Origin of the sequence: Paenibacillus sp. MY03 (genome assembly GCF_002165585.1) — a bacterium.
Classification (GTDB): domain Bacteria; phylum Bacillota; class Bacilli; order Paenibacillales; family Paenibacillaceae; genus Pristimantibacillus; species Pristimantibacillus agaridevorans.
The window spans coordinates 1-6,738 of record NZ_MXQD01000103.1 but is presented as its reverse complement, the minus strand read 5'-3'; the positions used below and the strand labels follow the sequence as shown (position 1 = coordinate 6,738).

General features: G+C 55.0%; 5 protein-coding genes. 4 read left to right on the top strand and 1 reads right to left on the bottom strand.

The window, feature by feature from the left end; translation table 11 throughout:
* Positions 1-593: 593 nt before the first annotated feature.
* From helD to B1748_RS36025, 4 genes are all read left to right on the top strand, one after another.
* Positions 594-3,023, top strand: a complete 2,430-nt coding sequence (gene helD / locus B1748_RS36035) for an RNA polymerase recycling motor HelD (RefSeq protein WP_087572793.1) — start codon at positions 594-596, stop codon at positions 3,021-3,023.
* Between the two features lie 117 nt (positions 3,024-3,140).
* On the top strand, positions 3,141-3,284 hold the full coding sequence (locus tag B1748_RS37150; protein WP_179216011.1) for a hypothetical protein: 144 nt from the start codon (positions 3,141-3,143) through the stop codon (positions 3,282-3,284).
* A gap of 137 nt (positions 3,285-3,421) precedes the next feature.
* Positions 3,422-5,386: a ribosomal protection-like ABC-F family protein gene (abc-f, locus tag B1748_RS36030; protein WP_087572792.1), complete on the top strand. Its 1,965-nt coding sequence runs from the start codon at positions 3,422-3,424 to the stop codon at positions 5,384-5,386.
* A gap of 359 nt (positions 5,387-5,745) precedes the next feature.
* Positions 5,746-6,405 (top strand): FusB/FusC family EF-G-binding protein, encoded by a 660-nt coding sequence (locus B1748_RS36025; RefSeq protein ID WP_087572791.1) that lies wholly within the window; start codon positions 5,746-5,748, stop codon positions 6,403-6,405.
* A gap of 149 nt (positions 6,406-6,554) precedes the next feature.
* On the opposite strand, the gene B1748_RS37300 is transcribed toward B1748_RS36025, so the two are convergent.
* Positions 6,555-6,738: hypothetical protein (locus tag B1748_RS37300; protein ID WP_218781689.1), on the bottom strand; the 184-nt coding region annotated here is incomplete at its 5' end.

Below are 6,738 nucleotides of genomic sequence, written 5' to 3'. Positions count from 1 at the left end.
TTAGCGGTTACGGTTCTTTGCAAAATTTCTGTGTTAGACGTCCGAATAAAGCGGAAAATTCCGCTATAAAAGGCTGTACTCGTGCTAGACGTCCAAATATAGCAGAAAACTCCGCTATAAAAGGCTAGGCTCGTGCGAGACGGCCAGATAAAGCGTAAAACTCCGCTATAAAAAGCTGGGCTCGGTCTAGACGGTCGAATAAAGCGTAAAACTTCGCTATAAAGGTTCGTCCGGGCAAGTCTCCCGTGGCAAGTTGTGCAGCCATCAAGGATAAACGGCTAACGCCGGCCTTTGGACGAGCGAGTTTACCGATGAATTATAAGCCTAATTATAAAAGTGAAACTTTATAAATTCTTATAATTCAAAAAAGACGGCCTCTGTCATCGACAGAGGCCGTCTTTGGTTATGTGATCATTTAGAATTGTTTACATGACAAACAGTCTATGTTATGATTAATAAATCTGTGCGGACCTCATTAACTTAGACGGAGTTAGAACATCTTATCTATACTTCTATAATATCATGTGGATCGCCGAATTGTCAACCAGGTTTTTAAAAAATCCATAACCACCGAAGGAGCGTGTTCGCAAGAGATGATCAGCGCCGACGATTGGAAGGAAGAGCAAGAGCGGCTGAAGTCCGTAACGGAGCAGCTGCACAAGGAGATAGACAGGCTGGAGCCCGAGGTTGCGGGGCTTCACCATCAAGTGACGGATATCCGCAAGCAATTCTGGGAAGAAGTCACGGTTAATACGAGCACGGACGAGGATTTCGAGGAAACGTTCCACAGCATCAAGCAGCAGGAAGCGCTGCTGTCGGAGCGGGAGCGAAGCCACCGCCAGCGTTTGAAGCAATGGAACAATATGAAGCGGCTGCTGCCATCGCCTTATTTCGGACGGATCGATTTCGCGGAGGAGGGGGAAGGCTCCCCTGAACGCGTTTATATCGGCGTCTCCTCTTTTGTCGACGAAGAAGGTTTGAACTTCCTGGTGTACGATTGGAGAACGCCCATCGCGAGCCTATATTATGATGCCTCTCCGGGAGAGACGGAATACGAAACGCCCGGCGGTACCGTCCGGGGGACAATGGCGCTGAAGCGGCAATATCAAATTCGGAGCGGAGAGCTCCGCAATGTATTCGATACCAGCGTCACGATCGGCGACGAGCTGCTCCAGCAGGCGCTGGGCAACGGGGCGGACACGGCCATGAAGAGTATCGTAGCCACGATACAGAAGGAGCAGAACGCCATCGTGCGCGACGTCAAGAGCCACATGCTCATCGTGCAGGGAGCGGCCGGCAGCGGCAAGACGTCCGCCGCTCTTCAGCGCGCAGCCTATTTGCTGTATAGATACCGCAATCGGCTGACGGCGGATCAGATCGTCCTGTTCTCTCCTAATCCCATGTTCAACAGCTACGTGTCCACCGTGCTTCCGGAGCTCGGCGAGGACAATATGCAGCAGACGACCTTTCAGGAGTATCTGGCCCATTGGCTGGAGCCCGAAGTTTCGGTTGAGAGCCCTTTTGACGGATTGGAATTTGCGCTGACAACGGAGGACAGGGACGCGTATGAAGCCAGGCAGCAAGGGATTCGGTATAAAGCGAAGGAAGCCTTTCTAGACGCGCTTCGCCAGTATGCGGAGTGGCTGTGCTTGCAAGGAATGAGGTTTATCGGCATTACGTTTATGGACAGGGAACTCGTTACCGCGGAACAAATGTCCTCTAAATTTTATAGCTTCGACAGCTCGGTCTCGCTAGAGAATCGGATCACCATGCTGCGCGACTGGCTGCTAAAGGAGCTGACCGTATTGGAGCGCAAGGAACGTGCGGCGGATTGGGTTCAGGACGAACTGAACTATCTGGATATGGAGGACTATCAAGCGGCATACGGCTCCATAAGGAAAAAATACGAGAAGGAAGACGCGGTCTTCGACTTTACTCAACAATATCTGGATGCGTATGGAGACGTCCCCAAGCGGGAGCTGGGAGAAGAGAATGTGTTCGACTTCGGCGATCAAGAGGAGGAGTTTCTGCGCCGCATGATCGCGAAGGAAAGGTTCGCGCCGCTGCGGCGGCAAGTAAAGCGTCTCAAGTTCGTCGATGTGATCGGTCTCTACAGCAGTCTGTTCGACGATGCGTCAAAGTATCGGGACATGACAGGAGAGCAGGAGCTGCCATCGCTATGGAGCGATATATGCCGGGCAACGCAAGAGAAGCTGGAGAGAAAGGAGTTGCTGTATGAGGATGCGACTCCGTTTCTCTATATGAAAGAGCTCGTGGAAGGCGCCCGGAGAAACAATGACGTGCGGCATGTGTTCGTGGACGAAGGCCAGGATTATTCGCCGTTCCAGTACACCTTCTTGAAACGATTGTTCCCCCACGCCCGCATGACGGTGCTAGGCGACTTCGGGCAGGCGATCTTTCCTCAGGCGACCAATCTGCAGGAGACGGATTCCCCGCTGGTCCGACTCTACGGAGCAGAGCATACGACGCTCATACGCCTCGTCAGAAGCTATCGTTCTACGCGGGAGATCGTATCGTTTACGAAGCCGTTGCTGTCCGAGGGCGAGGGGATTGTGCCTTTTGACCGGAGCGGGGGCAAACCGATAGTGACGATGCTTGACAATGACGGGGAGCGAACGGCGCGTATGCTGCAAGACCTCGCCAAGCTGCAAGCGGAAGGCTTCGGTTCCATCGCCGTCATTACGAAGACCGCGGCGGAGAGCCGCGAGGCCTTTGGGAGCCTGACGGCTGCGGGAGGCGAGAATCTCCTGCTCGTCACAAAGGAGACGCTCACCTTCGAACGGGGCATCTCCATTCTTCCGGCCTATCTGGCCAAGGGCGTCGAGTTCGACGCGGTTTTGATCTACGACGCATCCGCCCATGTGTACAATCGGGAGAGCGAGCGGAAGTTGTTTTATACCGCCTGTACGCGTGCGATGCATCGACTGCGGCTGTACGTCATTGGCGAAGCGACACCTTATCTGACGGGACTGGACCGGGAATTGTACGAGACGGAGTCCTGACAGATCGACGCGAAGCCGTGGGGCAGAGGGGTTTTCATTTGCGCGTATGTATGTTGCGGAAGGCGCAGAGGCTGTTGTATACTGAAAACTAATTATGCAAGAGGAGGTGAAGGTAGGATGAATTCGGAAGTTGTGAACGCGCAAGTGAGCCGGCTGCCCATCGCGATGGCTGGCATCGTTCATGGTTTGGCGCAAGACGGGAGAAGTCTGTCCACTTATGACCATACGATAACAGAACTTGCGAAGAGGCTCCTACCTTAACCTGAACGGATCGAACGGAACAGGACGTGGGGAATTCTCCCTGCGTCCTTTTTAATATGTCCGGCATCTTCGAGTGAACTCGCCGGAGATCTGCAAGCAAGCAGGTAGTAGGGCCTCCATGATGAGGAGGAACCCCTATGTTAACGATAAATTGCCAGAACGTGAAAAAATACAACGCCGCCCAGCTCGTCCTGGAAAACGTCACCTTTGAGCTTCGGCATGGAGAGAAAGCCGGGCTTGTCGGCCGCAACGGCAGCGGCAAGACGACTTTGCTCCGCATGATCGCCAAGCTGGACGCTCCTGACGAAGGAATGCTGGCCATCAGCAAAGGCGCGCGGATTGGCTATCTTCGGCAAATGCCGGATATGAGCCCCGGCACGACGGTACGCGAAGTGCTGGAGAGCGGCTTCCGAGACTTGCTGGATTGCCGAGCTCGCATGACGCAGCTGGAGTCGGAGATGTCTTCGCCGAAGCAAAGTTCGGAGCGATTGGAAGATCTGCTGGCGGAATATGCGAAGCTGCAGGAGCGTTTCGAGCGGGACGGAGGATACGAGCTGGAAGCCCGAATCGACGGAGTGGCCGACGGCTTGCGTATCCCGCGGGAGTGGTACGCTCGCGCCTACGCAACATTATCCGGCGGGGAGAAGACGAAAGTCGGACTCGCTTCGGAGCTGCTGAGAGAGCCGGAACTGCTGCTGCTTGACGAACCTACGAACCATCTCGACATGGGCGCGGTGGAGTGGCTCGAGGATTACCTGCTGGGGTACGACGGAGCCTGTCTGATCGTATCCCACGATCGCTATTTCCTCGACCGTGTCGTAACGAAGATCGTGGAGCTGGAGGACGGCGAATCGACGGTTTTCCATGCCAACTACAGCGGCTACGCCAAAGAGAAGGAGGAGCTGGTCCTCCGCCAATTCGCCGATTACCAAGAGCAGCAGAAGGTTATAAAGAAGATGCGCGAGACGATCAAGCAACTGATGGAATGGGGCAGGATCGGCGATAACGGCAAGTTCTTTCGGAGAGCGGCAAACATGCAGAAGGCGCTCGACCGCATGGAGAAGCTTAAGCGTCCCGCGATCGATCGCAAGGAGGCGGAGTTCGGGCTTCGTCCTACCGAACGATCGGGCAAGCAAGTCGTCGTATTCGACGGCGTAGAGAAGCGCTTTGGGGCGACAACGGTGTTAAAAGGCATCTCCGGAGAGCTGCATTATGGCGAGAAGGTTATGCTGATCGGCGACAACGGCTCCGGCAAATCCACTTTGCTGAAACTCATGTTAGGGGATTATGCTCCGGACGGCGGGGAGCTGAAACTGGGCTCGAGAGTCGAGGCGGGTTATCTGGCTCAGCAGCAGCGACCGGACAATCCGGATCAGACGATCTTGGACTACTATCGGGAGGAAGCGGGCGTGGAGGAGGGCGAAGCTCGGAACAGCCTTGCAGCCTACATGTTCTACGGCAAGGAAGTGTTCAAGCCAGTAGGTATGTTATCGGGCGGAGAATGGACGCGTCTTCGACTGGCGCTGCTCGTGCTCGGGAAGCCGAATCTGCTCATTCTCGACGAACCGACGAATCATATGGATATCCCGTCCAGAGAGGCGTTGGAGGATGCGCTGGAGGACTACCCCGGCACAATTTTGATCGTGACGCACGACAGATACCTGATCAATCGGTTGGCGCAGAAAATATGGGAGCTGGAACGCGGCCGTCTCTCCGTCTATCTGGGAGGATTCGATGAATACAAGGCGGAGAGCCGCAGGAGGAAGGCCGTCGCAGCAGCGGCTGCAGGCGCAGCCCCCGTCCCGGCCCCAGCCGCAGGCGCTGGCGATAGCGCGATCCGGAGCCGGCCGCGAACGGAGCGTGAGCGTTCGGTTAAACAAGCGGAGCCGCTCAAGGAGAAGGAAGCTAAATCCGGCGCCCAACTGGAAGCCGAGATTGCCGAAGTGGAGCGGCGGCTGGCGGAGCTGGACGCGGTACCGGGCATTCCGGCACAGGACGCTGACGCTTTGTCCCGCATGGAGCTAAGCTGGGCGGAGATGGAACGCCTTCGGGCGCGTCTGGATGCGTTGATGGAGAGATGGCTGGAGGCGCAGGAGGAATGAAGCGCAACCCGCGTTCGACGCCACAAGCAGCTTAGCCAAAGGGATTTCGCCCCTCGATTCGCCATAGGGATTCGTAGGCTATGCATCATTCGGACTGGCCCATCATCCCGGAGTCCGCCGGCGCACTCCTGTTTCCTTTGGCCGATGGGAGAGTTATAATAGCTTTACTTGAACCCCTCGGAGGTGATACTCATGGCAATTCGAGATTGCCGGATTGGCAAGGCCTCATGCAAAGCCTGATAAGGAGGCGATACTTTGCATGAATCGGGCGCTTATCGCCAGACTGAGCATATATCGTTTCTAATAGCGGGCTTTGCACCTTATTTGCTTGACCAATTCGAATAAGGGGCTGAAGTTTCATGTGCCAACCGTTTATTAGAAACTACCAATATAATGTAATTAGGCAACAAGCCGAGTCTGTCCTGCGCGCGACAAGATCGGTCGGGGATCCCAAGATTCTGGACTCCGTCCGATATGGCGCGCAGCTTAAGGCGACGGAGTTGTTCCCGGATTTAACGGACAAGGGCAAGGCGCTGCTGGAATCCGTGACGGAGCTAAGAACAGCGGACGAGCGTCACGCATATGTGCAGGCGCTCGAGCCGTACCTGGTGCCGTTTCCCCCGATCACCGGAGGGCAGATTCGAAAGCTGTTCCCCAAGAATAAGAAATTGAAGATTCCTGACCTCTCGGGGATCGACTTCCGATATATCACCTACTTGAGCTGGACCGATATCTCTACGGGCAAGATGTTCATCGTCTATCATAACGGGGAGCAGTTCTTGGGCCTCGAGGGAAGGTTCACGGCAACCAATAAGAAGAGCTATTGCTTCGCCTGCAACCGCTATGAAGAGCTGGTGCTGTTCTCAGCCGTCGCGAAGAAGAGGCCTGCCCAGGCTTCCTCGGATTATTACAAGTCGGTGGGGCATTATGTGTGTGCGGATGGACGGGCGTGCAATAACAACATAACGGATATTGCTTCGTTGGAGAAATTTATTCATTCCGTGCTAGGGCGTGTCTGAATACTCCGAGGGGAGCATTTTTTGCCGAATTTTCGTTTCATGCAAGGAACTTTTGTGAAGGCGTGCCGGGGGTGCGCCTTCGCAAAAGTGACGAAGCAGGGGGCGGAAAGGCGGTGAAAGATGCCCCTGAGCGGGTTTTCAGACACGACCTAAATTAAGCAAAGCTGGCACAGAATGAGTCCATCTAGATGGAGCAGCTTCAGCGTGATAGGTAGATCAGGCGAGTTGGTGGGCATGATCGACAGCTTGTGCGACAGCTTGTGCGTTCCCCTCCTCGTTGCTCCCGCTGGCGGAAAATAGAAGGAAAAGCTCAGACTGTTGAATAACCTCATT

Excerpts from the sequence above, each read along its gene's own strand:
- helD (WP_087572793.1), top strand. The coding sequence starts at position 594 with ATGATCAGCGCCGACGATTGGAAGGAAGAGCAAGAGCGGCTGAAGTCC.
- B1748_RS37150 (WP_179216011.1), top strand. The coding sequence starts at position 3,141 with ATGAATTCGGAAGTTGTGAACGCGCAAGTGAGCCGGCTGCCCATCGCG.
- abc-f (WP_087572792.1), top strand. The coding sequence starts at position 3,422 with ATGTTAACGATAAATTGCCAGAACGTGAAAAAATACAACGCCGCCCAG.
- B1748_RS36025 (WP_087572791.1), top strand. The coding sequence starts at position 5,746 with ATGTGCCAACCGTTTATTAGAAACTACCAATATAATGTAATTAGGCAA.